This window comes from Streptomyces sp. NPDC020747 (assembly GCF_044334695.1).
Lineage (GTDB): Bacteria > Actinomycetota > Actinomycetes > Streptomycetales > Streptomycetaceae > Streptomyces.
Window position 1 is genome coordinate 94,769 of the sequence record NZ_JBIRTJ010000014.1, and the last position, 25,295, is coordinate 120,063.

Below are 25,295 nucleotides of genomic sequence, written 5' to 3' on the forward strand. Positions count from 1 at the left end.
AGCCTGGGGACCCGCGACGCGTCACCCCTGCCGTCCTCGTCGGCGGCCTCAGGTCGGGGTCGACTCCCTTGCGTGGTCGAGTACTTCGTCGGGTCCGGCGCACGCCACCAACCGTTCCAGGTCGCCGGGCCGTACGAAGCCCTGTCGCACGGCGTGTTCGAGGAACGCGAGCAGACAGCGGTAGTAGCCGTCGGTATCGAGCAGTGCACGAAATCACCTGCGCGGGCGCCGAACACGCGAACTCCCCTCTGCCGCCGAGGAGTTCGCACGTCCGGCCGCCGAGAGTGTGCTCAGCCCCTCTTGCGGCGGGCCAGTACGACGGCTCTGCCGCCCGCCGCCAGCAGGGCGACCGCGCCCGCAGCGACGTACGGTGTCGCCGAACTGGCGCCGGTCTCGGCGAGGTTGGCCTCGTCGGCGGGCGCGCCCTGCGGCTTCACCTCGGTCGCCGGCTCGACGGGGTCCGCGGACGCGGGTGCGGGTGCGGGTGCGGCCGGTGTCTCGCAGGTGGCCTCGGCGAGGGTGACCGTGCCCCCGACCTCGGCTACGTTCAGCTTCAACGGGTTGATGGAGACCTTGAGTTGGAGCGCGGTGGCGGCGGCCGTACGCGAGGTGGTGCGGGTCGACGCCACGTCGAGGCGCACCTCGCCGACGCCGGGCACCTTCACCTCGGTCGGACCACCGGCGGTCACCGTGGTCTTCTTGCCGAGGACCGTCACGGCGCCCAGCGGATTGGCGGTGGCGACCGGCTTCTCGCCCGCCGCGCAGACCGCCTTCGCGCTGACCTGCTCGATCTCGATCAGGGACAGCAGGGGCAGCCCCGGCACATGCACCTTGGCATGGGCGAGGTTCACCGAACCCTCTGCCTTCTTCGCGGAGACCTTCGCGCTCGACCGGGCCACCTCCGCGTCCAGCACGGTGAACGGCTGCCCGCCGTCGACTCCGTCCAACTTGGCGGTGAGCGCGGTCTTTTCGGCGCTGCGCGGTGCCTGTACGTCGTTGAGCGAGACCGTGAGCGGGACGTTCACGGACTTGTTGAGCAGGGAGACGTCGAGCCCGGTGCGCAGGACGACGGCACTGGCGCGGCCGTGGTCCTCGGTCGCGTGGGCCGGGCCCGCACCGGCCAGGGCCGCGGGACCTGCGGCCAGGACGGTGGCCGCCGCGGTGGCGGCGAACCTGCGTGCGGGCAGGCGTGTGGGCATACGTGCGGGCATGCGGAAAGCGTTGCTGTTCAAAGTGGTGGGACCCCCACGGGAGACAGAACTGGAGACGCGACGCCGCCGGACGCTCCGCTCACGGGGACCTGCGGGGAGCGCCGACGGCGTCGATGCGGGAATCCTTACGCACGGAGAGTGAACAGTCAGCAGCCTGACGGGAGTTCACTCATACGTGGAGTTTCCGTGCGCTTCTTCGATTCTCTCGGCACGCGCGTTCCTCATCTCCACCCGGATGCACCAACCGGCTCGAACGCGCCGGTTGACGCGCCGGAGCATGCGCGGAAGTGCCGAACGAGCGATCCCGGCGGACGGTTACGCTCCGTCAACTCACCGCCCGTCGACCGGGATGCGCCCGTGCAGGCGAGTTGAGCACCGCCCCAGGACAGGCCCTAGCCGACGACCTTGCCGTTCAGCACCACCCGCCGGGGCGCCGCCAGCACCCGTACGTCCGCCCGCGGGTCGCCCTCGTACACGACGAGGTCGGCCGGTGCTCCCTCGTCCAGACCGGGCCGTCCCAGCCAGGCACGGGCGCCCCACGCCGTCGCCGAGAGCGCCTCGACCGGCGGGATTCCGGCGGTCACCAGCTCGGCGACCTCGCCCGCCACCAGGCCGTGCGCGAGCGTGCCGCCCGCGTCGGTGCCGACGTACACGGGGACTCCGGCGTCGTAGGCGGCGCGCACGGTGTCGTAGCGACGCTCGTGGAGCCGTCGCATGTGCGCCGACCACTGGGGGAACTTGGCCTCGCCGCCGGCCGCGAGCTGCGGGAAGGTGGCGATGTTGACGAGGGTCGGGACGATGGCGACGCCGCGTTCGGCGAAGAGCGGGATGGTGTCCTCGGTCAGGCCGGTGGCGTGCTCGACGCAGTCGATGCCCGCCTCCACCAGGTCCCGCAGGGAGTCCTCGGCGAAGCAGTGCGCGGTGACCCGGGCGCCCAGGCGGTGGGCCTCGGCGATCGCCGCCTCGACCGCGTCGCGGGGCCAGCAGGCGCCGAGGTCGCCGGTCTCACGGTTGAGCCAGTCCCCCACGAGCTTCACCCAGCCGTCGCCCCGGCGGGCCTCCTGGGCGACGTACGCGACGAGGTCGTCCGGCTCGATCTCGTGGGCGAAGCCGCGGATGTAGCGGCGGGTGCGGGCGATGTGGCGGCCCGCCCTGATGATCTTCGGGAGGTCCGCGCGGTCGTCGATCCAGCGGGTGTCGGAGGGCGAGCCCGCGTCGCGGATCAGCAGGGTGCCGGCCTCGCGGTCGGTCAGGGCCTGCTTCTCCGCGGTGTCGTCCGCGACTGGGCCGCTGGGGCCGAGGCCCACGTGGCAGTGGGCGTCCACCAGGCCGGGCAGGGCCCAGCCGTTCACGGTGCGGGTGTCACGGGCGCCTTGTGGGCGCTCGTAGGTGATTCTGCCGCCGACGATCCAGAGCTCGTCCCGGATGTCGTCGGGGCCGATGAGTACACGGCCCTTTACGTGCAGTACCGCCTGATCGCTCATGGGTGCACTTTAGTTCGGCGACCGCGGGTTGGTTGTGGTCCCCCAGCCTTCGGCCGGGAGGTGCCCCCAGGTCGCGCCCCTACGGGGCGCTGTCCTCCTCCACGTCCGCCATCGCCGGGTCCAGGAGGCGGGACAGGAAGTGGCGGGTCCGCTCGTGGGTCGGGTTGGTGATGACCTGGGCCGGGGGGCCGTCCTCGACGATGACGCCGGCGTCCATGAAGACCACGCGGTCGGCGACCTCGCGGGCGAAGGTCATCTCGTGGGTGACGACCATCATGGTCATGCCCTCGTCGGCGAGCATGCGCATCACGGCGAGGACGTCGCCGACGAGCTCCGGGTCGAGGGCGGAGGTGGGCTCGTCGAAGAGCATCACCTCGGGGCCCATGGCGAGCGCGCGGGCGATGGCGACGCGCTGCTGCTGGCCGCCGGAGAGGGAGGCGGGGTACGCGTCCGCCTTCTCGGAGAGGCCGACCCGCCGGAGGTTCTCGGCGGCGACCTTCGCGGCCGCCTCCTTGTCGCGGCCGAGCACCCGGCGCTGCGGCAGCGTGAGGTTCTCGGTCACCGTCAGGTGCGGGAAGAGGTTGAACTGCTGGAAGACCATGCCGATCCGGCGGCGTACGGCGTCGATGTCCACGTCGGGGTGGGTGACTTCGGTGCCGCCGACGAAGACCTGGCCCTTGGTGGGCTCTTCGAGGAGGTTCACGCAGCGCAGGAGCGTGGACTTGCCGGAGCCGGAGGGGCCGATGACGCACACGACCTCGCCGGAGCGGACCTCCAGGTCGATGCCGCGCAGCACCTCGTTGTCGCCGAACGACTTGTGCAGGCCGCGGACCTGGATCTCCGGCGTGCCGCTCGCGTCCTTCGCGAGGGCCGGACTGCTCGTAGTGCTCACTTGGTGGCCTCCCCGGCCTTCGCCTCAAGGCGGCGTACGACGAAACCGAGCGGGATCGTGACCAGCAGATAGCACAGGCCCGCCACCAGGATCGGTGTCGAGTTGGCGGTCTCGCTGGCCAGGTCGCGGCCGAACTTGGAGAGTTCGCGTTCCTCCAGGGTGACCCCGAGGAACAGCACGAGCGAGGAGTCCTTGAAGAGGAGCACCAACTCGTTGGTGAGCGGCGGGATCACGATCCGGAACGCCTGCGGAATGATGATCGAGACCATGGCCCGGGCATGCGAGAAGCCCAGCGAACGGGCCGCCTCCATCTGCCCCTTGGGGACGGCCTGGATGCCCGCGCGGATCGTCTCCGCCATGTACGCGGCGGCCACCAGGCCGAGCGCGAGCGCGACCTTCCCGTACGTGCCGCCGGGGATCTCCGTGCCGGGGAACGCCAACGGCACGGCGACGCCCACGAAGATGAAGATCAGCAGGGCGGGCAGCCCGCGGAAGATCTCGATGTAGATACCGGCGAGCCAGCGGTACGGCCCCACGGAGGAGAGCCGCATCAGGGCGACGACCACACCGAGGGCGAGGCCGAAGACGAAGCCGGACACCGTGTAGAGGACGGTGTTCTTGAGCGCCAGCGTGATGATGTCCGGGAACATCCGCTCGGCCAGGTCGACTTGGGCGAACTGGTTCCGCAACTGCCCCCAGTCGGCCGTGACGCCGAGGGCGACCAGGGCGGCGACGAACACCGCGTACTGGACGCCGCGCGACACGGCCCGCTTCTGACGTCTGGTCAGACCGCTTCTGCGTGGCTGGACTTCGGTGTCCGTCCCACTCATGAGGCGGCGGACGGGGAAGCGGAGGCGGCGCTCTCGTCGTACGGGCCGATCCACTTCTCGTACAGCTTCTTGTAGGTGCCGTCGGACTTCGCGTCCGCCAGCGCCTTGTTGACGGCTTCGAGGAGCTTGGTGTTGCCCTTCTTCATCGTGAAGCCGTACTCCTCACCGGTGTTGATGTTGTCGGCGACCTCGAAGGCGTCGGCGTTGGCCTTGTTCTTCAGCCAGCCCTGGACGACCGGGTAGTCGATGACGACGGCCTTGACCTGGCCGGTGCGCAGGCCGTTGAGGAGCGCGTCGGAGGACTCGAAGGAGACCGGGTCGACGCCCTTGCTCTTCGCGAACTCCTCGCCGGTGGTCTGCGCCTGGGCGCCGACCTTCTTGCCCTTGAGGTCGGCGAAGGAGGAGATGCCGCTCTTCTTGTCGGCCAGGACGGCCTGGGTGGCCTCGAAGTACGGGTCGGAGAAGTCGACGTTCTTCTTGCGCTCGTCGGTGATCGTCATGCCGGCCGCGGCGAGGTCGCACTGGCCGGCGTTGAGGGACCCGCCGGTCTTGAAGTTCTCGAAGGGCTGGTCGAGGATCACCTGCTTCACGCCCAGGTCCTTGGCGACCAGGTCGATCAGCGAGACGTCGAAGCCCTGCACCTTGCCGTCGATCTCCGACTGGAACGGCGGGTACGGCAGGTGCGTGCAGGTGGTGAGCTGCCCGCCCTTCGCCAGTTCGACCCCGTTCGCGGTGGTCTTCTTGCCCCCGTCGTCGTCCGAAGAACAGCCGGCGACGAGCAGCAGCCCGGCCGTCGCGGTGGTGGCGGCCAGCATGCGGGACCGGCGCCCGAGGACCATCTTCACGGGGGTTGACCTCCTGTGGGGAAACTGTGGCTTCTGATTATAAGGAAAGGTTTGAGGCTCTCAAACCATTCCCATGGCCATTGGGCCGTCCGGCCTCAGAAGTCGTCGGTGGGGTGGGCGGGAACCCGCCCGTTACGCTCGTGTGCGTCTACCCCGTGAGCGCCATCCGTGAACAGCGCCATCCGTGAACGAAGAGAGCACTGCTGTGACCCACCCCTTCCTGGACCTGGCGCCGCTGAGCGCCGCGCACTTCGCGTCGATCGAGGACCGCGTGGCGCGGCTGCTCTCCACCGAGCAGGACGTCCTGATCACCCAGGGCGAGGCGCTGCTGCCGCTGGAGGGTGCCATCCGCGGCGCCGCCGGTCCCGGCACGACGGCTCTCAACGTGATCACCGGTCCGTACGGGCAGACGTTCGGCGACTGGCTGAGGGACTGCGGCGCGACGGTGTACGACCTGGCCGTCCCCTTCCACTCAGCGGTCACGGCCGCGCAGATCGAGGAGGCCTTCGCCGAGCACCCGGAGATCGACTTCGTCTCGCTCGTCCACGCGGAGGCGGCCACCGGCAACACCAACCCGGTCGCGGAGATCGGCGAGGTCGTACGGGCGCACGGTGCCCTCTTCTACCTGGACGCGGTGGCGTCGATCGGCGCGGAGCCGGTGCTGCCGGACGCGTGGGGCGTGGACCTGTGCGTGATCGGCGCGCAGAAGGCGATGGGCGGGCCTGCCGGGGTCTCCGCGGTCTCGGTGAGCGAGCGTGCCTGGGCCCGGATGTCCGCCAACCCGCACGCTCCGCGCCGCTCGTACCTCTCCCTCCTGGACTGGAAGGAGCGCTGGATCGACACCGGGCGCCGGGTGCTCCTGCACGCCCCGGCCCAGTTGGAGATGCTCGCGCTGGAGGCGTGCGTGGTCCGTATCGAGGAGGAGGGGCTCGACACGGTGATGTCCCGCCACGCGGCGGCGGCCGCCGCGACCCGGGCGGGTGCGCTCTCGCTGGGCGGGGGCATCGAGCCGTACGTGTACGAGGACTCGGCGGCGGCCCCGGTCGCCACGACGCTGCGTACGCCGGTCGGGGTCGACGCCTCCGCCGTGGTGGCCGGGGCGCTGGCCACCGACCCGACGTTGCCGCTGGCCGCGGGCGGCGGCGCCCTGGCCAAGGAGATGATCCGGGTCAACCACTACGGGCCTGCGGCGCCCCTGGACACCGTCCAGTCCTGCCTCTCCGCACTGCGCACGGCGCTGGCCGAGGACTGATTCCGTCTGCGACCAGCCACAACGAACCCGCAGGCACGGGAATGCCCCAAGCCCATTGAACGTTCACGTATCGAGCGGAGGCAGCCTCCGCGTCCGTCCGTACGAGCCGAAAGAGCCGAAGACATGCGCGTCGAGATCTGGAGCGACATCGCCTGCCCCTGGTGCTACGTGGGCAAGGCCCGCTTCGAGAAGGCGCTCGACGCCTTCCCGCACCGCGACGACATCGAGGTGGTGCACCGCTCCTTCGAGCTCGACCCGGGGCGTGCCAAGACCGACATCCAGCCGGTGATCAGGATGCTCACCAAGAAGTACGGCATGAGCGAGGCGCAGGCGCAGGCCGGTGAGGAGAACCTCGGCACGCAGGCCGCCGCCGAGGGTCTGGAGTACCGCACCCGGGACCGCGACCACGGCAGCACCTTCGACATGCACCGGCTGCTGCACCTCGCCAAGGAGCGGGGCCGGCAGGACGAGCTGATCCAGGTCTTCTACAAGGCGAACTTCGCCGAGGAGCGGTCCGTCTTCGGCGACGACGAGCGGCTCGTGGAGCTGGCCGTCTCCGCCGGGCTCGACGCCGACGAGGCCCGCAAGGTGCTCGCCGACCCGGCCGCGTACGCCGACGAGGTCCGCGCCGACGAGCGCGAGGCGGCCGAGCTGGGCGCGAACGGCGTGCCGTTCTTCGTCCTCGACCGGAAGTACGGCGTCTCCGGCGCCCAGCCCGCCGAGGTCTTCGCGCAGGCCCTGGAGCAGGCTTGGGGCAGCCACTCGCCGCTCAAGCTGATCCAGCAGGACGACGCCGAGGCGTGCGGCCCCGACGGATGCGCGGTGCCGCAGAACTGACGGGGACGGCAAAAGCGCAGGTCGGGGCCGATCCATAAGCGCTGCTTGGCGAAACCACGTAGAAGTCGGCAATGGACGGGGAGATCCGCGGGCCGCAGAGTGGTCCCATGGAGACCTTCGAGACCCTCGTCCGAGCCGAGTTCGCCGCGAAGAACACCTATCTCAACACCGCGAGCACCGGGCTGCTCCCGGCCCGCGCGGTCGACGCCATGCGGGCCGGTGTCGAGTCCGTGGCGGCCGGGCAGCCGCAGGACATGTTCGCCGACGTGGAGGCGGCCCGCGCCGCCTTCGCCCGCCTCGTCGGGGTCCCGGACCGCCGGGTCGCGGCCGGGGCCTCCGTCGCCGTCTACAGCGGACTGATCGCCGCCTCGCTGCCCGAGGGCGCCGAAGTCCTCACCGCCGAGGCCGACTTCACCTCCGTGGTGAACCCCTTCCACATGCGCCGCGACCTCAAGGTGCGCACCGTGCCGCTGGAGCGGGTCGCCGAGTCGGTGCGCCCGGGCACCGCGCTCGTCGCGGTCAGCGCCGCACAGTCCGCGGACGGCCGGATCGTCGATCTGCCGGCCCTGCGCGAGGCCGCGCGCGAGCACGGGGCCCGTACGTACATCGACGCGTCGCAGGCCACCGGCTGGCTGCCCGTCGAGGCGGACGCGTACGACTACGTGTCCTCCGTCGCCTTCAAGTGGCTCGTCTGTCCGCGGGGCGTGGCTTTCCTGGTCGTTCCGGAGGACCTGGGAGGGCTCAACCCGATCTTCGCGGGCTGGGTCGCGGGAGAGCACCCCTGGGACAGCTGCTACGGACCGGTCGAGGAACTCGCCCGCTCCGCACGGCGGTTCGACGAGAGCCCGAGCCTCTTCTCGTACGCGGGTGCCCGCCATTCACTGGAGCTGATCGAGGAGTTGGGCGTGGAGGCCGTGCACGCCCATGACCTCGCCCTCGCCGACCGCTTCCGCGCTGGACTGGCCGGTCTGGGCCAGGAGCCGGTTCCGGCGCCGGGATCTGCGATCGTCTCCGTGCCCGGACTCGGCCGAAGGCAGCCGGAGTTGAGCCGGGCGGGGATCGAAGTCTCGGACCGCGCGGGCAACTTGAGGGCCGCGTTCCACCTGTACAACACGGCCGCGGACGTCGATCGTCTGCTGGACGTCCTGTCGGGCTGATCGCGAGACCCACTGGCGCGGGCTCCAAGGGGACGCTAGGAAGGGCATCACGAGGTGGTGGTGCCGGTGGAGCCAACTCTCCACAAGTCCGAACGGCCGCCCGCGGATGCGGAGTTGCATCAGCGGCTGGTGTACGGCGACGAGTCCGCGCTGTCCGAGGCCTACGCGGCGTACGGCGGGCTCGTGCGGCGGATCGCCGGGCGCGTCACGAACAACCCCGCGGCCGCCGAGGACGTGGCGCAGGAGGTCTTCGCCCAGCTGTGGAGCAGGCCGTACGCGTTCGACGCGCGCCGGGGCTCGCTGCGCACCTGGCTGTCCGTGCTCGCGCACCGGCGGGCCGTGGACTGGGTGCGCGGCGAGGCCCGGCACCGCAAGGCCGCCGGGGCGGACGACTCCGCGCTGCACGCCATCGCCGACACCGGGCCCAGGCCCGACGAGGCGGTCGTCGACCGTGAGCGCTCGCTGCTGCTGCACTCCGCGCTGGCCGAACTCCCGCAGCCGCAGCGGGAGGTGGTCCACCTCGCCTACTTCGCGGGCCGCACCTACCGCCAGGTCGCCGTCGAGCTCGGCATCCCGGAGGGCACCGCCAAGACCCGCCTACGGTCCGCGCTGCGCAAGTTGGCCGAGACTTTGGCCGAGCCGCCGGATCCGGTGTGGGAAAGGGGCGCATGATGGCGACAGGGGAAGGGGGCGTCCGGTGACCGACGACCACGACGGTGTGCCCGAGCTGCTGGCCGCCTGGGCCTTCGGCGCGCTGCGGCCCGCGGACGAGAAGGCGGTACCGGCGCACCTGGCCCGCTGCGAGAGCTGCGCGGCGGAGGCGGAACGGCTCCGCGAGACCGTACGGCTGCTGGACGTGCCACCGGGGTCGGCCGCGGGCAACGGCTCGCCCGCGACGGCCGCGCGGAACGGTTCGGCCGCGGTCTCGCAGAACGGTTCGGCGGCCGGGGTGACGGGCGACGGTTCGGCAGCGGGGGCGACGGGCGGCGGTTCCGCGGGAGCGTCCGTCGGCAGCGGTTCCGCCGCCGCGGACGGTGTGCTCGCCCTCGCCCTGCGGTCCCGGCCCGCCCTGCCGCGGGTCGCCGCGCACGCGGCCCCGTACGCGGCGGCCGTCGCCGGACTGCGCGCGCTGCTGCGGGAGGTGGACGGCCACGGGCCGTGGGGCACGCCCGTCGTGCACGACTGGGACGTCCGCGACACCGTCGCCCATCTGATCGCCGCCGACGAGCATCTGGCCGTGCGCCTGGGCCTTCGGACCCACACACCGCCCTCGCGGACAGGCGGGGACACGCCGTGGGAGGAGGCCTGGAACACGCGGACCGCCGACGTCATCGCGTACGAGCGGACGCGTGACCCCGAGGAGACGGTGGCCGCCTGGGCCGCGCGGGCCGCCGCGCTGCTGGCCACACCCGAGGCCCGCGATCCCGAACGGGCCTCGCACGCGACGACGTTGATGGGGGTACGGCTGCCGGTCGCCGACCACTTCGTCGTGCGCGCCTTCGAGACGTGGATCCACACGGACGACATCGGCCGCGCGCTCGGTCTCGCCGTACCGCCGCCCCCGGACGCCCAGTTGTGGCGGCTGGTCCGGCTCGCCGTCCGCATCCTCGGCATGGCCCTGGGGCCCACGGCACCGCCGGTGCTGTTCGCGGTGACCGCCGGCGAGAGTTCCACCGAGTGGGTGCTCGGCTCCGAGGACGAGGCGGTCCGGGGCGAACTCGTCCTGGACGCAGTGGACTTCTGCCTGCTCGTGGGCGGCCGGTACACACCCGACGAGGTACCGAGGGGCATGGCGGGCGACGAGGGCGCCGTACGCGACGTACTGGAGCGGGCGGCCGCCCTGTCCTGGCTGTAGGCACACAGCCCACAGGGGCTGCACGGACTGCACGGTGCTGTAAGGCAGTTGGCCCGGTGTCCGACTCCCCCTGAGTCGGACACCGGGCCAATCGCCTTCAGGCGTACGTCACTTCACTCTCAGACGTGTGTCACCTCACCGGGGTGAAGTCCCTCGCTCCGATGAACTCGGGCCGGCGTACCGGTGCCGAGAACGGCTCCACCGCCGTGTTCTCCACGCTGTTGAACACGATGAAGACGTTCGAGCGCGGGAACGGCGTGATGTTGTCGCCCGAACCGTGCATGCAGTTGCAGTCGAACCAGGTGGCCGAGCCGGCCTTGCCCGTGAAGAGCTTGATGCCGTGCCTGGACGCGAACTTGGTGAGCGCCTCGTCGGACGGCGTGCCCGCGTCCTGCATCTGCAGCGACTTCTTGTAGTTGTCCTTCGGCGTGGCTCCGGAACAGCCGAGGAACGTGTGGTGCGACCCCGGCATGATCATGAGGCCGCCGTTGGTGTCGTGGTTCTCCGTCAGCGCGATCGAGACGGACACCGTCCGCATGTTCGGCAGACCGTCCTCGGCGTGCCAGGTCTCGAAGTCCGAGTGCCAGTAGAAGCCGCTCGCGCCGAAGCCGGGCTTGACGTTGATCCGCGACTGGTGGACGTACACGTCGGAGCCGAGGATCTGCCGGGCGCGACCGACCACGCGCTCGTCGCGTACGAGCTGGGCGAAGATCTCGCTGATCCTGTGGACCTCGAAGACCGAGCGGATCTCCTGCGACTGCGGCTCGACGATCGAGCGCTCGTCGGCACGGATCGCCGGGTCTGTGACGAGGCGCTCCAACTCCGCGTGGTAGAGCGCGACTTCGTCGTCACCGATGATCTGGTCGACGGCGAGGAAACCGTCACGCTCGTACGACTGCAGGTCGGCCCCGGGGATCGGTCCCGGTGTGCCGGGCTCGCTCCAGACGACCGGGTCCTGCCGGGGCACGGACACCTCGCTGGTGCCACGGCTGGGATACAGGTCGGTGATGGTCGTCATCGGTTCAGACCTCCTCGGGCTCGGTCAGCAGGGGGTAGACGCCGTTCTCGTCATGGTCCTCCCGTCCGGTCACCGGCGGATTGAAGACACAGATGCAGCGGAAGTCCTGCTTGATCCGCATCGTGTGCCTCTCGTGCCCGTCGAGGAGGTACATGGTTCCCGGCGTGATCGTGTACTTCTCGCCGGTCTCGTCGTCGGTGAGCTCGGCCTCGCCCTCGACGCAGACGACGGCCTCGATGTGGTTCGCGTACCACATCGACGTCTCCGTACCCGCGTACAGGATCGTCTCGTGAACGGAGAAGCCGACCCTCTCCTTGGCGAGGACGATGCGCTTGCTCTCCCAGGTACCCGACGCCGATTTCACGTGTCGGTCAGTGCCTTCGATCTCCTTGAACGAACGGACTATCACGGTGCTGCGAAGCCTCCTTCAGGCTGGTGCTCGGCTGTTGTGGCCTTGTTGGCCGTGGTGGTTCAGGCCGTCTCGTGGACGGCGCGGGCGAGGATGCGCAGGCCCTCGTCCAGTTCCTCGGGGGTGATGGTGAGCGCCGGGAGGAGTTTCACGACCTCGCTCTCCGGGCCCGACGTCTCGATGAGCAGGCCGAGTTCGAAGGCCCGCTTGGCGATCAGGCCCGCGCGCTCCTTGTCGTGGAACTCCATGCCCCAGACCAGGCCCCGGCCGCGGTACTCCTTGACGTCGGCGAGGTTCTCCTCGGTGATCGAGATGAACGCCTCCTCGACCTGCTCGCCACGGGTGCGGGTCTGCTTCTCCATGGCGGGGCCGTCGGACCAGTACGTCTCCAGGGCGGCGGCGGCCGTCACGAACGCGGGGTTGTTGCCGCGGAACGTGCCGTTGTGCTCGCCCGGCTCCCAGATGTCCAGCTCGGGCTTGAACAGGCACAGGGACATGGGCAGTCCGTAGCCGCTGATGGACTTGGAGACGGTGACGATGTCGGGGGTGATGCCCGCCTCCTCGAAGGAGAAGAACGCCCCGGTCCGGCCGCAGCCCATCTGGATGTCGTCGACGATCAGCAGCATGTCCTGGCGCTCGCACAGCTCGGACAGGGCGCGCAGCCACTCCGGGCGGGCGACGTTGATGCCGCCCTCGCCCTGCACGGTCTCGACGATCACGGCGGCGGGCTTGTTGAGTCCGGAGCCCTGGTCCTCCAGGAGCCGCTCGAACCAGAGGAAGTCCTCGACCTTGCCCTCGAAGTAGTTGTCGAAGGGCATCGGTGTGCCGTGCACGAGCGGGATGCCGGCGCCGGCCCGCTTGAAGGCGTTGCCGGTCACGGCGAGCGAGCCGAGCGACATGCCGTGGAAGGCGTTGGTGAAGGAGACGATCGACTCCCGCCCCTTGACCTTCCGGGCCAGCTTCAGCGCGGACTCGACGGCGTTGGTGCCGGTCGGGCCCGGGAACATGACCTTGTACGGCAGGTCGCGGGGCCGCAGCACCAGGTTCTGGAACGACTCCAGGAACCCGCGCTTCGCGGTCGTCGACATATCGAGACCGTGCGTGACGCCGTCGCGTTCCAGGTAGTCGATGAGGGCGCGTTTCAGTACGGGGTTGTTGTGGCCGTAGTTGAGTGATCCGGCGCCGGCGAAGAAGTCGAGGTACTCATGGCCGTCCTCGTCGAACATGCGGCTGCCCTGCGCGCGGTCGAAGACGGTGGGCCAGGCGCGGCAGTAGCTGCGCACCTCCGACTCCAGGGTCTCGAAGACGCTCAGGTCGGGCTGGGTGATGCTCACGGAGTTGCTCCTCAAGGCGTGGGGGGTTCGTCAGTGCGACAGGGGGCCGATGCGGTACAGCACCTCTGGGTCGTGCGGTCCGTCGGGGAAGTGCGCTGCGTCGAACAGGACCTCGCGCTCGACGGTCGCTCCATGGCGTCCGGCGTACGACGTGAACAGCCGCTCGGAGGCGGTGTTGCCCGGGGTGATGGTGGTCTCGACGGTGGTCAGCTCGTGTGTGCGGGCGATCCGCAGGGTCAGTCCGTCGAGGAGCGCGGCGGCGAGGCCGCGTCCGCGCTGTTCCGCGTCGACGGCCACCTGCCACACGAGAAGCGTGTGCGGGCGCTCGGGCCGGATGTAGCCGGTGACGAAGGCGACCGGCTCGCCGTCGGCCGTGCGCGCCACCGCGGAGGTGCCGGCGAAGTCACGGCACCACAGCAGGTAGCTGTAGGAGGAGTTCAGGTCGAGGTTCCCGGAGTCCTTGGCAATGCGCCAGAGCGCGGCTCCGTCCACCACGTGCGGACGGTCGATCCGCAGCCCTTCCGGCATTTCCAGGAATTCCGCTTGCAGGTCTGCTTGTGCGGCGGTCATGCGGATTGAATTTACCCAGCCAAAGTTCAAATTGCATCGCCGGATGGGGTTACGCCAACGCGCCCGCTGTGTTATCACGCGGGCGCGGACGCCGCGTAGCACTGGCCCGAAGCCACCACTTTATCCCGAAAATACCGGAGAAAGCGGGCGCCATGTGTGTTGCGTCACAGCCGCGTAATCACCACGAGATCTGCCCGAATTAAGAGGTTGGTGTTCGCGGAATCTTAGCGTTTAGGTTCGGAGAAAGCGGGCAGAAGAATACGGGAAGCTGTGCTGAATAAGTTCCCGAAAAGACCGGGGAATAGTCACCCGAATAAACCGATCCGGAATTCCCCGATCCCCCACGGCCCCGCTGGTCAGACGCCTGTGGCCCCGTCGATCCGCTCCCTGACGATGTCCGCGTGGCCGTTGTGCCGCGCGTACTCCTCGATCAGGTGGACAAGGATCCAGCGCAGACTGACCTCCAGCCCGGCCATCGGACCCTCGACGATCCGGCCGGTGTCGTCCAGCGACCGCCCGGCGGACAGCTCCTGCCCCCGCCCGACCTCGCGGCGCCAGTCCGCCAGCGCTTCGTCGAGCCCGCGCTCCGGGTCGAGTGCGTAGCCGCCGGCGCCGTCCTCGTACAGCGTCGGCACGTCGAGGCCCGCGAACACCGCCTGGAACCAGTTCCGCTCCACCTCGGCGAGGTGCTGCACCAGCCCGAGCAGCGTCAGCTCCGACGGCGCGGCGGACGCCAGCCGCACCTGGCCGTCGTCCAGCCCCGCGCACTTCGACTCCAGGGTGGCCCGGTGGAACGCGAGCCAGCTCTCCAGCATGGGCCGCTCCTCCCCGGTCATGAGCGGGAGGGGGCGGCCGTCCGGCAGGGTCTGGTACGTGTCGGTGGTCATGCTCGGCAGCATGCCACCGGGCGTCCGCCGGTACGACCCCGCCGGCCGTCTCTCAGGTGCCGTCCCTGAGGTCCGCCGGCCAGTCCGGGCGGAACTCGATGTGGTCGTAGGTGACCACGCAGCCCTCGCCCATCGGGGACTGGGTCATGAAGCCGATCAGGGCGGCGCCGGTCTCCTTCTCGTCGGCCAGGGTGAAGAGGCGGATGAAGGTCCACCGCTTGCCGTCCCTGGACGCGTGGAAGGCGAAGGCGCGGCCTGTGCGGCTGATCCTCAGCCAGACCGAACTGCCGTCCACCGTGAAGGAGTTGGCGTCGTCGGAGTGGCCCCGGGTGACGACCGTGCAGACGGTGGGCACGTCCGGCGAGTTCTCCAGGCAGAGCTTGGCCCAGGCCCGCTCGCCCACATGCGCGTACAGCACACCCGCGTCGAAGGCCCCGGCGAAACCGACCGTGACCCGGGCGATGAGCTGGAAGTCCCCCTCCGGCGACCCGAGCAGCCGGGGGGCGTCGGACGCGGGGTCCAGGCCCTCGTCGGTCGGCGGCACGAACCGGTCCTGCCGTGCCCCGGCCCACCCGGTGAGCACCCCGTCCTCGTACGACCAGTGCCCGTCGGGCCCGTACGTCCGGAGAGAAAAGGGAAGTTCAGGAAGTTCCAAGTCCATCCCCCGAGTCTGTCAGGTCCACCCCCTCGCCCAGAAAGGGGCGCGGGGTCCTTCAGGCACGCCTCTTCAGGGGCCGACCTGCGGCTCCGCCACGTGGGCCCAACCAGCCACAGCGGGCCCGCAGCCGCAAACCGGCCACGGGCCCCACGGCGCTCCGAGCGGAGCGCTACCGCTCCAGTCGCCCGTCGTACCGTCGCGGCAACCCCAGCGGATTGTCGTCACGGAGTTCCGCCGGCAGCAGCGCCTCGGGCGTGTTCTGGTACGCGACCGGCCGCAGCCACCGCTCGATCGCCGTACCGCCGACCGACGTGGACGTGGAGGTGGTCGCCGGGTACGGCCCCCCGTGGTGCTGGGCGGGCGCGACGGCGACACCGGTCGGCCACGCGTTGACCAGGACCCGCCCAGCGAGCGGCGTCAGCTCGGCGAGGATCTCCGCACCGCGCCCCTCGCCGGCCGTCTCCTCCGTGGAGAGGTGGACGGTCGCGGTGAGGTTGCCGGGCAGCCGGGCCAGCACCGCGTTCGCCTCGGCCTCGTCCTCGTAGCGCGCGACGACGGTGACCGGCCCGAAGCACTCCTCCAGGAGCAGGTCGTAGTCGCCCTCGCTCGCGAGCCGCTCGGCCGGAACCGTCAGGAAGCCGGGGCTCACCGTGTGCTCGCTGCCCGCGCCCGGGGTCACCGGGGCGTCCACGTCGGGGAGTTCGGCCCGCTCGGCGACGCCCGCGACGAAGTTGTCGCGCATGCGGTGGTCCAGGAGGACGCCCGCGTCCGTGTCGCTCACCGCGTCCGTGAGCGACTTGACCAGGCGGTCACCGGACGCGCCGGCCGGAGCCAGCACCAGACCCGGCTTCACGCAGAACTGGCCGACACCCATCGTCATGGAGCCCGCGAGCCCCGTACCGATCGCCTCGGCGCGCTCGGCGGCCGCGGCCTCGGTGATGACGACGGGGTTCAGGGAGCCCAGCTCGCCGTGGAAGGGGATCGGCGCGGGGCGGGCGGCCGCCGCGTCGAAGAGGGCACGTCCACCGCGTACCGAACCGGTGAATCCGGCGGCCGTGACCAGCGGGTGCTTGACGAGCTCGACGCCCGCCTCGAAGCCGTGCACCAGGCCGAGGACGCCGTCCGGGATGTCGTGCTGGGCGGCGGCCCGGCGCAGGACGGACGCGACCAGCTCGGACAGGCCCGGGTGGTCGGGGTGCGCCTTGACGACGACCGGGCAGCCCGCGGCGAGCGCGCTCGCGGTGTCGCCGCCGGGGACGGAGAAGGCGAAGGGGAAGTTCGAGGCCGAGTAGACGGCGACGACGCCCAGCGGCACCTTGTAGCGGCGCAGGTCCGGGATCGGCGGGGTCGCGGTGCCGTCGGGGTGGTTGATCACGACCCCGAGGAACTCGCCCTCGTCGACGATGTCCGCGAAGGACCGCAGCTGGTAACAGGTGCGGGCGAGCTCGCCGGTGAGCCGGACCGGACCGAGCGCGGTCTCCGCGTCCGCGGCCTCGACCAGGTGCTCCTTGGCGCCTTCGAGCTGGTCGGCCACGGAACGCAGGAAGGCCGCGCGGACCGTGCGGTCGGCGAGTGCTCCCCGGGCGGCGTGGGCCGCGCGGACGGCCGCGTCCACCTCCTGGGCCGTGGCTTCCACCGCAACCTGCTCGCGCTGCTTCCCGGTTCGGGGGTCGACACTCCAGACTGGTGCTGCTGCCACCGCGGGTCCCTCCAGATGTAATGCCGCAGTACATGTGCCACTCACCAGCGGCGTTCGATATGCTGAACGCTGTCTCTGGTGGTGAATATGCTGGAGACTATTTCCCGGCGAACTAGGGGGTCAAGGCGATGTCGGCAGTCGAGACGGGCGGCGGGGCACAGGTCAAGTCCGCGGTGCGGACGGTTGAATTGCTCGAGTACTTCGCCGGACGCCCCGGGATGCACTCCCTGGCCGCCGTGCAGGAGGCCGTCGGATACCCCAAGTCCAGTCTTTACATGCTGCTGCGCACGCTTGTCGAGCTCGGCTGGGTGGAGACCGACGCGACGGGCACGCGGTACGGCATCGGCGTACGGGCCCTGCTCGTCGGCACGTCGTACATCGACGGCGACGAGGTCGTGGCAGCCGCGCGGCCGACCCTGGACCGGCTCTCCGACGACACCACGGAGACGATCCACCTGGCACGCCTCGACGGCACGAACGTCGTCTACCTCGCGACCCGCCAGTCCCAGCACTACCTCCGCCCCTTCACGCGCGTCGGCCGCCGGCTGCCCGCGCACTCCACGTCGCTCGGCAAGGCGCTGCTCGCCACACACACCGACGAGCAGGTACGGAAGCTGCTCCCGGAGACGCTGCCCGCGCTGACCGAGCACACGATCACCGACCGGGAGAAGCTCATCGAGGAGCTGCACCAGGTGCGGGAGCAGGGCTTCGCGGTGGACCGCGAGGAGAACACGCTCGGGCTGCGCTGCTTCGGCGTCGCGATCCCCTACCGGACGCCCTCTCGGGACGCGATCAGCTGCTCGGTGCCGGTGGCGCGGCTGACGCCCGCGCACGAGCAGATGGTGAAGGACGCGCTGTTCGACGCGCGGGACCGGCTGACCCTCGCCACCCGGAGGCTCTGACATGTCCGGCATGCCCGACGCGGAGGTCGTGCTCCGCGAGATCCACGACAGCGATCTGCCGGTGTTCTTCCGGCAGATGATGGATCCCGAGTCGGTGCGGATGGCCGCGTTCACCGCGAAGGACCCGACGGACCGGGACGCCTTCGACGCCCACTGGAAGCGGATCCGCGGCTTGTCCGACGTCGTCAACCGTACGGTCCTCGTCGACGGTGACGTGGTCGGCAACGCGGCGGTGTACGGCCCGCCGGACGAGCGCGAAGTGACGTACTGGATCGACAGGGCGTACTGGGGGCGCGGGATCGCCACGGGGGCGTTGCGGGCGCTGCTCGACGCCGTGCCCGAGCGTCCGTTGTTCGCTCGGGCCGCCGCGGACAACGTGGGATCGCTGCGGGTCCTGGAGAAGTGCGGGTTCCGCGTCTCCGGGCACGACAGGGGGTTCGCGAACGCGCGGAGCGAGGAGATCGACGAGGTGGTTCTGGTGCTGGAGGGGGCGCCGTAGGGCAGATGTCCGCCTCCCCCGTGCGGCGGAGGTGGATCGTCATCGCGCAGGACGTGTTTCGGTGGGGCGGGACGGGAGCGTGGGTGACATGACGCAGCTGCTCCCCTCCGGTCTCGTGGCGAAGCGGTCGGCGTGACCGTACTGGCCCGGACCCTGTTCGGGAGGCGGGCGTGTCGGCGGTGGATCCATCTGATCCTCGGTGGCGCGCTCGCCATGCCGTACGTCTTCGTCGGCGAGCTGATCGTCGGCCCGTTCACGAACTCGCAGAACCTGTTCAGTTCGCTGCCCCACCAGCTTCTCGCCTTCGGCGCCGGGCTGCCGCTCGCCGCGGTCACCGGGGTGTTCCCGCTGACCCGGCCGATGTCGGTGGCCGTGGTCCGGGCGCTGTGCGGGGTCGACGGCGACCGTCTCGCCGACGGGCCCGCGCGCACCCGGCAGGCGAAGGGGCGTACGGCGGTGTGGTTCACGCTGCACCTGGGGTTCGGCGGGGTGATCGCCGGAATGTCCCTGGCGACGCCGCCCTTCGCGGTGGTGCTGATCGTGCTGCCGCTCTACGTGTGGCTGCGCGGCTCCCGGCTCGATCTGCCCGAACTCTTCGACCACGCCTGGGTGTTGGCGCTCTCCCCGGTCGCGGGCGCGGCGACGCTGGCGGCCCTCGCCGGCTGTGCGGCGGGCGCGGGCGCGCTGCTGGCCCGCTGGGCGCCGGAGTTGCTCGGGCCCACGCCCGAGGATCGGCTCGCCGCCGCGGAGGCCCGCGCCGCCGACCTCGCCGTACGCAACCGGCTGGCCCGCGAGCTGCACGACTCCGTCGGCCACGCGCTGAGCGCGGTCACGCTCCAGGCGAGCGCGGCCCGCCGGGTCCTGGACAGCGACCCGGAGTTCGTGCGCGAGGCGCTGGCCGCGATCGAGGACACCACGCGGCGCACGGTGGGCGAACTCGACGCCGTACTGGGTGTGTTGCGCGATGCGGGCTCCTCCGGCGGCGCACCGGGCTCCCCGGGCACGACCCCGGCCCCCGCTCCCTCGCCCACCCTCGCCGCCGATCTCGACGGACTGCTTCGCCGCACCCGCGCGGGCGGCCTCCGCGTGACCGCCGCTGTAGAGGCCGACTCCGAGGCGCTGCCCCCGCTCGTCTCCCGCGAGGCGTACCGCATCGTGCAGGAGGCGCTGAGCAACGCCCTGAAGCACGCCGGTCCCGGGACCTCCGTGGCCCTCCGGATCAGGGTGGTCCGCGACGGCGAGGAGCTGGCCATCACCGCCGAGAATCCCGCGCCGACGGCCGCGGTCCCCCGCCCCGGCGGCGGCCACGGCCTGCGCGGCGTCGCCGACCGGGCCCGGCTCCTGGGCGGCAGCACGGAGTGCGGCCCGGTGGACGGGGTGTGGCGGCTGCACGTACGACTCCCCCTGGAAGGACCCGTATGACCATCCGGATCGTCCTCGCCGACGACGAGCGCATGGTGCGCACCGCGCTGCGCGCGATCCTGACGGCCGAGCCCGGTCTGGAGGTCGTCGGCGAGGCGGCCACGGGCGCCGAGGCCGTGTCCGTCGTCCGCGAGCTGGCGCCGGACGTCGTCCTCATGGACGTCCGCATGCCCGAGATCGACGGCATTCGCGCCACCGAGCAGATCCTGGCGACGCTTCCCGATCCCCCGCGCATCGTCGTGGTGACGACCTTCGAGAACGACGCGTACGTGTACGAGGCGCTGCGCGCCGGGGCGTCCGGGTTTCTGCTCAAGCGGGCCGACGCCGACGCGCTGGTCCAGGCCGTCCGGCTGGTCGCGCGCAGCGACAGCCTGCTGTTCCCGGCGGCCGTGCGGGCGCTCGCCACCGAGTACGGGCGGGCGAAGGCGGCGCCGCCGGCCTGGGTGGCGCGGCTGACCGGCCGGGAGAGCGAGGTCCTGCGGCTGATGGCCGCCGGGCTCACCAACGCCGAGATCGCCGGCCGCATCGGCGTCGGGCCCGCGACGGTGAAGACCCACGTGGCGGCCGTCCTGGCGAAGACGGCGACCCGGGACCGTACACAGGCGGTGATCGCGGCGTACGAGGCGGGCTTCATGAAGGGTGTATGAGAAATCCGGGTGGGTGGGAACGATCGGGTCCGTCCCGGTCGTCGTCCATATGGGATGAACAAAACGATCAGGCGCGCGTCCGTCTTCACCCTGCTGCTCGTCCTCGCCCTCCTTGTCCGGGCGACCTGGGTGCAGTTCTACGAAGGCCAGGCGCTCGCGGACAGCAAGGACAACCGACGGAACGCGATCGAGCAGTACGCGTACCCACTCGGGAACATCATCGTGGCCGGCGACGCGATCACCGGTTCCGCGCAGACGACAGGAAGCGACCTCAAGTACAAGCGCACGTACACCGACGGCAGCCTCTACGCGGCGGTCACGGGCTACAGCTCGCAGGTGTTCGGGGCGACGCAGTTGGAGGGCGTCTACCAGGATCTGCTCGACGGCACGGACAACCGCCTGAAGGACCCTCTCGACACGGTCACCGGCAAGCGCGCCGACCCGGGTGACGTGGTCACCACGATCGACCCGGACGTGCAGAAGGCGGCGTACAACGCGCTCGGTGACAAGAAGGGCGCCGCCGTCGCGATCGACCCGAAGACCGGCAAGATCCTCGGCGCCGTGTCCACCCCGTCGTACGACCCCTCGGTGCTCAGCGCGGGCGACTCCGCCGCCTGGAAGAAGCTGACGAAGGACCCGGAGAAGCCGATGACGAACCGGGCGCTGCGCCAGCCGCTGCCGCCGGGCTCGACGTTCAAGCTGGTCGTCGCGGCCGCCGCGCTGGAAAACGACCTGTACGCCTCGGTGGACACGAAGACCGACAGCCCGAACCCGTACACACTGCCGGGCACGACCAGGGTCCTGGAGAACGAGAGCAAGTCCGCACCCTGTGAGAACGCGACGATCCGGGTCGCCCTCCAGTACTCGTGCAACAACGTCTTCGCGAAGATGGCCGTCGACCTGGGCCAGGACAAGCTGAAGGCGATGGCCGAGAAGTTCGGCTTCAACGACACGTCGCAGGACGTGCCCGTGCGGGCGTACGAGAGCGTGTATCCCTCGGACATGGACCGGTCGTCCACCGCGCTGACGGGCATCGGCCAGTTCGACGTGACCGCGACGCCGTTGCAGATGGCCATGGTGTCGGCCACCATCGCCAACGGCGGGAAGCTGGTCTCGCCGCACATGGTGTCGCAGATCAGTGACTCGGACGGCAACGTGCTGGAGAACTACGACGACTCGACGGACTCGACGGAGATCGTCAGCTCGTCCACGGCCGAGCAGCTGCGGTCGGCGATGCAGACGGTCGTCGAGGAGGGCACGGGAACGAACGCCCGGATCTCCGGGGCGACGGTGGGCGGCAAGACCGGCACGGCTCAGCACGGTGAGAACAACAGCCAGACGCCGTACGCGTGGTTCACGTCGTACGCGAAGGACGACTCCAGCGGCAAGGAAGTGGCTGTCGCCGTGCTGGTCGAGCAGTCGGATGCGGCACGGTCGGAGGTCAGCGGCAACGGGTTGGCCGCGCCGGTCGCGAAGGCGATGATGCGGGCCGCGCTGAAGAACTGACGGTTCGCGCAGTTCCCCGCGTCCCAAAAGGCTGCGCAGTTCCCCGCGCCCCTGAGAAGGGGCGCGGGGAACTGCGCAGTCTGGCGGTGACCCCTACTTCACGCCCAGGATCTGTTCGATCGGGTCGATGGCGAAGTAGATGAGGAACAGCACCGACGTTCCCCACAGCAGCCAGTGGACCTCCTTCGCCTTGCCGAGGACGGTCTTGATCAGGACGTAGGCCAGGAAACCCGCGCCGATGCCGTTGGTGATCGAGTAGGTGAAGGGCATCACGGCGATCGTCAGGAACGCCGGGATGGCGATCTCGTAGCGGTCCCAGTCGATGTGCTTGACCTGGGTCATCATCAGGAAGCCGACCGCGACGAGGGCGGGCGCCGCCGCCTGGAGCGGGACGATCGTCAGCAGCGGGGTCATGAACAGGGCGAGGGCGAAGAGCCCGCCGGTGACGAGGTTCGCGAAGCCCGTGCGCGCACCCTCGCCGACGCCCGCCGCCGACTCGATGTACGAGGTCGAGGAGGAGGCGGAGGCCGCGCCGCCCGCGACCGCCGCGGCGCCGTCGATGAGCAGGACGCGGCCGAGGTTGGGAACCTTGCCCTCCTCGTCCAGGAGGCCGGCCTCGGCGCTGATGCCGACGACCGTGCCCATGGTGTCGAAGAAGTCCGACAGGATCAGCGTGAAGACCAGCAGCACGACGGTGATCACGCTCGCCTCGCCGAAGGCGCCGAACAGGCTGAAGTCGCCGAGCAGCCCGAAGTCGGGCGAGGCCACGATGTCGTCGGGGATCTTCGGTGTGGTCAGGCCCCAGCTCTTGATGTCCGCGATCTCGTTGATGACGATCGCGACGACCGTCATGGTCACGATGCTGATCAGGATCGCGCCCTTGACCTTGCGGGCGAGCAGCCCGATGGTCAGCAGCACGCCGAGGCAGAAGACGAGGACCGGCCAGCCGGCCAGCGCGCCGGTGCCGCCGAGCTGCACCGGGACCGTGGTGTTCGCGACGTCGGGTATGCGGGTGACGAATCCGGCGTCGACGAAGCCGATGAAGGCGATGAACAGACCGATGCCGACGCTGATCGCCTGCTTGAGCGGCTGCGGTATCGCGTGCATGACGGCCTCGCGCAGCCCCGTCACCACCAGGACGCAGATCAGCAGGCCCTCAAGGACGATCAGGCCCATCGCGTCGTCCCAGCTCATCAGCGGGGCGATCTGGAAGGCGACGACGGCGTTGAGGCCGAGCCCGGCGGCGAGCGCGAGCGGCAGGTTGCCGCCGACGCCCATGATGACCGTCATCACGGCGGCCACCAGTGCGGTGGCGGTGACCAGTTGGACGTTGTCGAGCTGGTGGCCGAACTTGTCCTTGGCGCTGCCCAGGATGATGGGATTCAGGACAAGGATGTAAGCCATCGTGAAGAACGTGGCGAAGCCGCCGCGTACTTCACGGGCGAAGGTGGAGCCCCTGGCGGAGATCTTGAAGTACCGGTCGACGCTGTTCGCCGGGGGCGGTCCGGCGCTCGGCCGGTCTCCCACCTTCTGAGTTTCGGACATGGCGGATGCTCCTCGTTGCCTGCGGGTTCGGAGTGCGGATGCTGGCTGGATTGTTCCCTCGTTGAACCGTTTTCAGGTTTTCCCCGTGTTACGGAATCGAGTTCGGCCCGCCATACGATGTTCGAAGCGCTGTACGAGCGCCTGATACTCTCTCGGATCTCGCCCCGCAGGACACCGTTCCTTCACACTCGCAACGCAGGGGCCGTATACGTACGTACCCCGTGAGAGCCGTCAGGCGTACCGTGCGGGATTCGACAGGGAGAGGTCGCCCGTGGGCACTGTCGTCGACGACGCCGCCTCTGTGGAGTTCCACGCCTTCTTCGAGCGCCACTACACCGAACTGGCCCGCCTGGCGCATCTGTTGACGGGCGAGTCGGACGCCGCCGACGATCTGGCGGCGGACGCGCTGCTCGCGCTGTGGCACCGCTGGGACCGGGTGCGAGCGGCGGACCATCCGGTGGCGTACGCGCGTGGCGTGGTCGCCAATCTGGCCAGGAGCCGGATCCGCAGCGCGGTGCGTGAGCGCAGACGGATCACGCTGTTCTGGTCGCAGCGCGAGGACAAGACCGAGAACCCCGACATACCGGGCATGGTCGATGTCCAGGAGGCCCTGCGCAGACTGCCGTTCCGCAAGCGGGCGTGCGTGGTTCTGCGGCATTCTTTCGACCTCTCGGAGAAGGACACCGCGCTCGCCCTCGGGATCTCGGTCGGTACGGTGAAGAGCCAGACGTCGAAGGGGATGGCGGAACTGCAGCGGTTGCTGGGGTCCCAGGAGGCCCCGCCGAGGATGCACGCGGCGGCACTGCGCGCCACCGGAGCCGAGGGGAGGGAACGATGAAGGACGTGCACGAGGAGCTGCGCGCCACGCTGCGGGACGCGGCCGAGGCGCACGAGCCCGACCGGGCGCACATCCTGGCCCGTGTCGAACGCGGCATGGCCGGCGCGGAGAGTGCCCGGCATCCCTCCCCGCGGTCGTCCCCGCTCGGCTGGTTCCGCGTCGTCGGCGCCACGGCCGCCGCGGCCGGTGTGCTCGCGGTGGGCGGCTACGCGGTCGCGTCCGCGGTGAAGGACGACAAGCCGGCCGACCAGACGGTCGCGGTCTCCCCCACCCCCGACCCGTCGCCGGAGGCCACGAGCCGCACCCCGGTCCCGCCTGACCCGGCCAGGTCGTCGCCCCCGCCGGACAGGCCGAGCACGCCGAACTCCCCGACGGGCAGGCCGACTCGGACCGCCCCGGTCGTTCCACCCGCGAAGGCCGACAGCGAGGACGGCCCGCTGTGGTCGGACGGCTCGGTCGACCCGCACAGCAACGAGTTCTGGGCGCAGAGCAATGTGACCCTGAAGACGGGCAGGCAACTCACCGCGCTCACCGTCGTGTTGAAGGTCAAGCAGACCGGCGGGGTCACCTCGGCGGGTGCCTGGCGCTCGGCTCCCGAGGACGACTTCACGGTGACGGTCGCAGAGAAGGACGGCTTCCTCGTCTACACCTGGGTGCTCAGGCCGGGCCGCACGGTGTGGCCGGGCGAGTGGGTGTTCGCGGGCCAGTACGACCACGACCGCGGCGGACGCGACGCCGGGGACGACACGTACGCGGTCGGCGCGCGGGCCGGGGATCAACAGCTGGACGTGGCGGGCGACTTCACGCGCGACGCGTCCGACGACGACTCGTAACACCGGGCACGTCACCGTCGCAGGACCAGCCGAAGGCGTGCCGTGTCCGGTGCCGAGACGCACGGGGACGTCTCTTTCCCGGGGAGCGGGGAGAGAGGCGGGGCCGGGGCCGCTTTCCTTACTCGGCCCCGCCTCTGGTTCCTGGTCGCCGCCTGCCCGGAAAAG

General features: G+C 70.5%; 26 protein-coding genes. 12 read left to right on the top strand and 14 right to left on the bottom strand.

Features of this window, described 5'->3' with window-relative positions; all coding sequences use genetic code 11:
- Nucleotides 1–48: 48 nt before the first annotated feature.
- From ACH4YP_RS32815 to ACH4YP_RS32840, 6 genes are all read right to left on the bottom strand, one after another.
- A complete protein-coding gene (locus tag ACH4YP_RS32815; protein ID WP_361056941.1) occupies nucleotides 49–204 on the bottom strand; it encodes an LOG family protein in 156 nt (51 codons plus the stop codon).
- Between the two features lie 86 nt (nucleotides 205–290).
- Nucleotides 291–1,211 (bottom strand): SCO1860 family LAETG-anchored protein, encoded by a 921-nt coding sequence (locus ACH4YP_RS32820; protein WP_398494391.1) that lies wholly within the window; start codon nucleotides 1,209–1,211, stop codon nucleotides 291–293.
- A 392-nt stretch (nucleotides 1,212–1,603) separates the two neighbouring features.
- Nucleotides 1,604–2,695 (bottom strand): amidohydrolase family protein, encoded by a 1,092-nt coding sequence (locus ACH4YP_RS32825; RefSeq protein WP_398494393.1) that lies wholly within the window; start codon nucleotides 2,693–2,695, stop codon nucleotides 1,604–1,606.
- Nucleotides 2,696–2,774: 79 nt separating this feature from the next.
- Nucleotides 2,775–3,587, bottom strand: coding sequence for an amino acid ABC transporter ATP-binding protein (locus tag ACH4YP_RS32830; RefSeq protein ID WP_361056805.1), 813 nt, complete (start codon nucleotides 3,585–3,587; stop codon nucleotides 2,775–2,777).
- A complete protein-coding gene (locus ACH4YP_RS32835; RefSeq protein WP_361056808.1) occupies nucleotides 3,584–4,417 on the bottom strand; it encodes an amino acid ABC transporter permease in 834 nt (277 codons plus the stop codon). The genes ACH4YP_RS32830 and ACH4YP_RS32835 overlap by 4 nt, the downstream gene beginning before the upstream one ends.
- Nucleotides 4,414–5,262 (bottom strand): transporter substrate-binding domain-containing protein, encoded by an 849-nt coding sequence (locus ACH4YP_RS32840; RefSeq protein WP_398494396.1) that lies wholly within the window; start codon nucleotides 5,260–5,262, stop codon nucleotides 4,414–4,416. Before ACH4YP_RS32840 ends, ACH4YP_RS32835 begins: the two co-directional genes overlap by 4 nt.
- A gap of 184 nt (nucleotides 5,263–5,446) precedes the next feature.
- Here ACH4YP_RS32840 and ACH4YP_RS32845 point away from each other — a divergent pair, with 184 nt between their 5' ends.
- The 5 genes from ACH4YP_RS32845 to ACH4YP_RS32865 all read left to right on the top strand — a co-directional run bounded on the left by ACH4YP_RS32845 (nucleotide 5,447) and on the right by ACH4YP_RS32865 (nucleotide 10,363).
- Nucleotides 5,447–6,514: a pyridoxal-phosphate-dependent aminotransferase family protein gene (locus ACH4YP_RS32845; protein ID WP_398494398.1), complete on the top strand. Its 1,068-nt coding sequence runs from the start codon at nucleotides 5,447–5,449 to the stop codon at nucleotides 6,512–6,514.
- A gap of 123 nt (nucleotides 6,515–6,637) precedes the next feature.
- Nucleotides 6,638–7,351 (top strand): DsbA family oxidoreductase, encoded by a 714-nt coding sequence (locus ACH4YP_RS32850; protein WP_361056817.1) that lies wholly within the window; start codon nucleotides 6,638–6,640, stop codon nucleotides 7,349–7,351.
- A gap of 107 nt (nucleotides 7,352–7,458) precedes the next feature.
- Entirely contained in the window at nucleotides 7,459–8,508 is a 1,050-nt protein-coding gene (locus tag ACH4YP_RS32855; protein ID WP_398494400.1) for an aminotransferase class V-fold PLP-dependent enzyme, read from the top strand.
- Nucleotides 8,509–8,562: 54 nt separating this feature from the next.
- On the top strand, nucleotides 8,563–9,180 hold the full coding sequence (locus tag ACH4YP_RS32860) for an RNA polymerase sigma factor (RefSeq protein WP_398494402.1): 618 nt from the start codon (nucleotides 8,563–8,565) through the stop codon (nucleotides 9,178–9,180).
- Between the two features lie 25 nt (nucleotides 9,181–9,205).
- Nucleotides 9,206–10,363, top strand: a complete 1,158-nt coding sequence (locus ACH4YP_RS32865; RefSeq protein ID WP_361056826.1) for a maleylpyruvate isomerase family mycothiol-dependent enzyme — start codon at nucleotides 9,206–9,208, stop codon at nucleotides 10,361–10,363.
- 130 nt (nucleotides 10,364–10,493) lie between these two features.
- Here ACH4YP_RS32865 and thpD read toward each other — a convergent pair whose 3' ends face one another.
- The 7 genes from thpD to ACH4YP_RS32900 form a co-directional block, all read right to left on the bottom strand.
- Nucleotides 10,494–11,381, bottom strand: coding sequence for an ectoine hydroxylase (gene thpD, locus ACH4YP_RS32870; protein WP_361056829.1), 888 nt, complete (start codon nucleotides 11,379–11,381; stop codon nucleotides 10,494–10,496).
- A 4-nt stretch (nucleotides 11,382–11,385) separates the two neighbouring features.
- Entirely contained in the window at nucleotides 11,386–11,790 is a 405-nt protein-coding gene (locus ACH4YP_RS32875; protein ID WP_361056832.1) for an ectoine synthase, read from the bottom strand.
- Between the two features lie 62 nt (nucleotides 11,791–11,852).
- The gene (ectB, locus tag ACH4YP_RS32880; RefSeq protein ID WP_361056835.1) at nucleotides 11,853–13,124 is read right to left on the bottom strand and encodes a diaminobutyrate--2-oxoglutarate transaminase; all 1,272 of its coding nucleotides are present in this window, start codon (nucleotides 13,122–13,124) and stop codon (nucleotides 11,853–11,855) included.
- 30 nt (nucleotides 13,125–13,154) lie between these two features.
- Entirely contained in the window at nucleotides 13,155–13,694 is a 540-nt protein-coding gene (gene ectA / locus ACH4YP_RS32885; RefSeq protein ID WP_361056837.1) for a diaminobutyrate acetyltransferase, read from the bottom strand.
- A 356-nt stretch (nucleotides 13,695–14,050) separates the two neighbouring features.
- The gene (locus ACH4YP_RS32890; RefSeq protein WP_398494405.1) at nucleotides 14,051–14,581 is read right to left on the bottom strand and encodes a DinB family protein; all 531 of its coding nucleotides are present in this window, start codon (nucleotides 14,579–14,581) and stop codon (nucleotides 14,051–14,053) included.
- Nucleotides 14,582–14,633: 52 nt separating this feature from the next.
- The gene (locus ACH4YP_RS32895; RefSeq protein WP_361056843.1) at nucleotides 14,634–15,242 is read right to left on the bottom strand and encodes a DUF1349 domain-containing protein; all 609 of its coding nucleotides are present in this window, start codon (nucleotides 15,240–15,242) and stop codon (nucleotides 14,634–14,636) included.
- Nucleotides 15,243–15,408: 166 nt separating this feature from the next.
- A complete protein-coding gene (locus tag ACH4YP_RS32900; protein ID WP_361056846.1) occupies nucleotides 15,409–16,938 on the bottom strand; it encodes an aldehyde dehydrogenase (NADP(+)) in 1,530 nt (509 codons plus the stop codon).
- A gap of 128 nt (nucleotides 16,939–17,066) precedes the next feature.
- Here ACH4YP_RS32900 and ACH4YP_RS32905 point away from each other — a divergent pair, with 128 nt between their 5' ends.
- From ACH4YP_RS32905 to ACH4YP_RS32925, 5 genes are all read left to right on the top strand, one after another.
- Nucleotides 17,067–17,840 carry an IclR family transcriptional regulator gene (locus tag ACH4YP_RS32905; RefSeq protein ID WP_361056849.1) on the top strand — a complete coding sequence of 258 codons (774 nt, stop codon included), beginning with the start codon at nucleotides 17,067–17,069 and terminating at the stop codon, nucleotides 17,838–17,840.
- 1 nt (nucleotide 17,841) lies between these two features.
- On the top strand, nucleotides 17,842–18,339 hold the full coding sequence (locus ACH4YP_RS32910; RefSeq protein WP_361056852.1) for a GNAT family N-acetyltransferase: 498 nt from the start codon (nucleotides 17,842–17,844) through the stop codon (nucleotides 18,337–18,339).
- Nucleotides 18,340–18,471: 132 nt separating this feature from the next.
- Nucleotides 18,472–19,761, top strand: a complete 1,290-nt coding sequence (locus tag ACH4YP_RS32915; RefSeq protein WP_398494409.1) for a sensor histidine kinase — start codon at nucleotides 18,472–18,474, stop codon at nucleotides 19,759–19,761.
- Nucleotides 19,758–20,408 carry a response regulator transcription factor gene (locus ACH4YP_RS32920; RefSeq protein ID WP_361056857.1) on the top strand — a complete coding sequence of 217 codons (651 nt, stop codon included), beginning with the start codon at nucleotides 19,758–19,760 and terminating at the stop codon, nucleotides 20,406–20,408. The genes ACH4YP_RS32915 and ACH4YP_RS32920 overlap by 4 nt, the downstream gene beginning before the upstream one ends.
- A 54-nt stretch (nucleotides 20,409–20,462) precedes the next feature.
- Nucleotides 20,463–21,914 carry a peptidoglycan D,D-transpeptidase FtsI family protein gene (locus ACH4YP_RS32925; RefSeq protein ID WP_398494411.1) on the top strand — a complete coding sequence of 484 codons (1,452 nt, stop codon included), beginning with the start codon at nucleotides 20,463–20,465 and terminating at the stop codon, nucleotides 21,912–21,914.
- Between the two features lie 93 nt (nucleotides 21,915–22,007).
- Here the strand turns inward: ACH4YP_RS32925 and ACH4YP_RS32930 are convergent, their stop codons facing one another.
- Nucleotides 22,008–23,459 carry an NCS2 family permease gene (locus ACH4YP_RS32930; RefSeq protein ID WP_361056863.1) on the bottom strand — a complete coding sequence of 484 codons (1,452 nt, stop codon included), beginning with the start codon at nucleotides 23,457–23,459 and terminating at the stop codon, nucleotides 22,008–22,010.
- A 271-nt stretch (nucleotides 23,460–23,730) separates the two neighbouring features.
- Here ACH4YP_RS32930 and ACH4YP_RS32935 point away from each other — a divergent pair, with 271 nt between their 5' ends.
- Together ACH4YP_RS32935 and ACH4YP_RS32940 are read left to right on the top strand one after the other, a co-directional pair.
- Nucleotides 23,731–24,297 (top strand): SigE family RNA polymerase sigma factor, encoded by a 567-nt coding sequence (locus ACH4YP_RS32935; RefSeq protein ID WP_361056866.1) that lies wholly within the window; start codon nucleotides 23,731–23,733, stop codon nucleotides 24,295–24,297.
- On the top strand, nucleotides 24,294–25,130 hold the full coding sequence (locus tag ACH4YP_RS32940) for a hypothetical protein (RefSeq protein ID WP_361056869.1): 837 nt from the start codon (nucleotides 24,294–24,296) through the stop codon (nucleotides 25,128–25,130). Before ACH4YP_RS32935 ends, ACH4YP_RS32940 begins: the two co-directional genes overlap by 4 nt.
- Nucleotides 25,131–25,295: the final 165 nt, after the last annotated feature.

Bases quoted from the DNA above. Each gene is read 5' to 3' on its own strand.
- ACH4YP_RS32820 (WP_398494391.1), bottom strand. From the start codon at position 1,211: ATGCCCGCACGTATGCCCACACGCCTGCCCGCACGCAGGTTCGCCGCC.
- ACH4YP_RS32925 (WP_398494411.1), top strand. From the start codon at position 20,463: ATGAACAAAACGATCAGGCGCGCGTCCGTCTTCACCCTGCTGCTCGTC.
- ACH4YP_RS32835 (WP_361056808.1), bottom strand. From the start codon at position 4,417: ATGAGTGGGACGGACACCGAAGTCCAGCCACGCAGAAGCGGTCTGACC.
- ectA (WP_361056837.1), bottom strand. From the start codon at position 13,694: ATGACCGCCGCACAAGCAGACCTGCAAGCGGAATTCCTGGAAATGCCG.
- ACH4YP_RS32825 (WP_398494393.1), bottom strand. From the start codon at position 2,695: ATGAGCGATCAGGCGGTACTGCACGTAAAGGGCCGTGTACTCATCGGC.
- ACH4YP_RS32905 (WP_361056849.1), top strand. From the start codon at position 17,067: ATGTCGGCAGTCGAGACGGGCGGCGGGGCACAGGTCAAGTCCGCGGTG.
- ACH4YP_RS32850 (WP_361056817.1), top strand. From the start codon at position 6,638: ATGCGCGTCGAGATCTGGAGCGACATCGCCTGCCCCTGGTGCTACGTG.
- ACH4YP_RS32930 (WP_361056863.1), bottom strand. From the start codon at position 23,459: ATGTCCGAAACTCAGAAGGTGGGAGACCGGCCGAGCGCCGGACCGCCC.
- thpD (WP_361056829.1), bottom strand. From the start codon at position 11,381: ATGACGACCATCACCGACCTGTATCCCAGCCGTGGCACCAGCGAGGTG.
- ACH4YP_RS32910 (WP_361056852.1), top strand. From the start codon at position 17,842: ATGTCCGGCATGCCCGACGCGGAGGTCGTGCTCCGCGAGATCCACGAC.
- ACH4YP_RS32920 (WP_361056857.1), top strand. From the start codon at position 19,758: ATGACCATCCGGATCGTCCTCGCCGACGACGAGCGCATGGTGCGCACC.
- ACH4YP_RS32890 (WP_398494405.1), bottom strand. From the start codon at position 14,581: ATGACCACCGACACGTACCAGACCCTGCCGGACGGCCGCCCCCTCCCG.
- ACH4YP_RS32895 (WP_361056843.1), bottom strand. From the start codon at position 15,242: ATGGACTTGGAACTTCCTGAACTTCCCTTTTCTCTCCGGACGTACGGG.
- ACH4YP_RS32855 (WP_398494400.1), top strand. From the start codon at position 7,459: ATGGAGACCTTCGAGACCCTCGTCCGAGCCGAGTTCGCCGCGAAGAAC.
- ACH4YP_RS32940 (WP_361056869.1), top strand. From the start codon at position 24,294: ATGAAGGACGTGCACGAGGAGCTGCGCGCCACGCTGCGGGACGCGGCC.